Origin of the sequence: Thiorhodococcus minor (assembly GCF_010820565.1) — a bacterium.
Lineage (GTDB): Bacteria > Pseudomonadota > Gammaproteobacteria > Chromatiales > Chromatiaceae > Thiorhodococcus > Thiorhodococcus minor.
The window spans coordinates 1-1,887 of record NZ_JAAIJQ010000228.1 but is presented as its reverse complement, the minus strand read 5'-3'; the positions used below and the strand labels follow the sequence as shown (position 1 = coordinate 1,887).

General features: G+C 61.5%; 2 protein-coding genes. Both read right to left on the bottom strand.

Annotation, left to right across the window (positions count from 1 at the left end; genetic code table 11):
- Nucleotides 1-428 precede the first annotated feature (428 nt).
- Nucleotides 429-1,031 carry a DUF2269 family protein gene (locus G3446_RS26525; protein ID WP_164456655.1) on the bottom strand — a complete coding sequence of 201 codons (603 nt, stop codon included), beginning with the start codon at nt 1,029-1,031 and terminating at the stop codon, nt 429-431.
- Nucleotides 1,032-1,040: 9 nt separating this feature from the next.
- Nucleotides 1,041-1,496: a hypothetical protein gene (locus G3446_RS26520; RefSeq protein WP_164456654.1), complete on the bottom strand. Its 456-nt coding sequence runs from the start codon at nt 1,494-1,496 to the stop codon at nt 1,041-1,043.
- Nucleotides 1,497-1,887 lie beyond the last annotated feature (391 nt).

Below are 1,887 nucleotides of genomic sequence, written 5' to 3'. Positions count from 1 at the left end.
CGCGACGTCCTTGCCGACGAGCTCGTGCTTGGCGGTCCGCACCGCTGCCAGATGCGGCGCGCCACACCCCGTCAAGGCGAGTGTTGCGCACACCGCGAATAACGTGATTGATTGCTCCTTAACGGACATGTCTTTGTTCCCCTTTATTTCGTTTGGTGCCTCGGGCCGGACGCGACCGGGCCCTGGCTCGGTCGCATCCGGGACGCCTGTGGCGGTCGAAGAAGCCCGCGGCTATTCCGCGCTGTTGCGCCAGGAAAGGTGATCAGACGGTCGGCCTGGCGATCGCTGAGTCCGGCTGCCAAATGCTGTACCTGCTCGCTCGCCCGTGTCAGTCGCGCCTGCAAGGTTGCAAGATCCAGGGTGCTTGGCGTTGTCGCGGAGTCGAACTGGCTTGCGGCTGCAACCGTCGGAGCAGCCAATTGAGACTGCTATCGGGCGAGCTCGCCCGCATTTGGGCAGACGGTTCGAAATGGCCTGCTGCACGGCAGTACATAGACCAATAAGCCGGCGGTAAACACGGCGAAGAGGGTCGCGACCAATAGGCTGTCGAGGCTCTGCGGCCGATAGACACCGAGGCCCAGGATCACGATCAGGATCGGCACATCGAGAGCATGGGCGAGCCTGGGCAGGAGTTGCTCCTGTGCCTGCACGAGCTCTCGTGACAGTCTGCCTGCGATCAGATCATCGCCAGCCAGCCATTCCAGCCGCTTTGCATGCGGCCAGGTCAGTCTGTTGATGATGAAAAGCTCGAACAGGAATAGAACGGCCATGCCGAGCAGCCAAGGCTGTGCCAGGGCATTGGTGCCGTTGTGGTAGAGGGCGATCAGCGACCCGCCCGAGGCGATGATCAGCACGCCTCCAGGAAGCACCGAGAGGTCATGAAGAGCTCGCATGGAGCGGACGGCCTCCAGGTAGCCGTGCAGACTGATCACCTCGCGCGAGAGCCATTCGGCGAGCCATGCGCCGATCAGACCCGAGGCCAGAATGATGACGCCGAGGTGGTGCAGGAAGTTGAGCAGGGTGTGGATCATGAGCCCCTGCTAGGCCCCTTCAGCGCTGGCTAGCGAACGGCGTCGACTCAGGCGCAAACCGTCGCGGAAGTTCAGCGCGATCAGCGACAGGTTCGCCGCGCCGGCCAGGAGCTCGAGGCACTGCGCGGCATAGAACCAGGCATCGAATTCCGCGCTTCCGGCCTTGGCGTTCAGATAGAGCGCCAAGGGAGCCAGAATCAGCAGCCCGTTCATTGCGACGAACGGCATCCGACGCTGCTTGGCTGTCACTAAGAGGTGCTGGCGCTTCCCCGCGAGCGAGAACCCGCTGCCAGCGGTGATGATCAGTAGTGGAATGAGCCCGAGAAGGGCATAGGCGATCGCCTGTTTGACCGCCGCGACGGCCTTGTAGGACAGGAACAGCTCCGAGACGATCGTCGAGAGCAAGAACGCAAGAATCGTCAACGCAGCAAGCGTCGCTGCAGCGATGTGGACCTGATGCTTCATCGTCGTGTACCTCGTTCGGTCGGTGGCTAGGAAGCAAGGGCTCGAAGCGGGGGCCGGTTGGCAGTTCCTGCAACGCACTTGAGGGGCGAGCGAACCGGCAATTCGGAAACGAGTTTACGTAACGAGAGCTCGTTGTCAACATGTCCCGACCGGTGCTCGCAGCTGGCGAGTTGGTCGCTTCGCCCACGCCGGTACGGTCCTAAGGCGGGTTGATCCTGAAAAGGGCTGTCGAACCGCAAAGCGCGCTAAGAGCGCAAAGGATTTCAATGCGTTGCGGAGTGGAGCTTGCTCACCCAATGGGTGACATGGATGCAGGCTCTCCCGTTTGCTCTGGGGTTGTGATATCTTTAAAATCAATGGCTTGCCTGCTGCTTTCCGCTAGAACCCTATT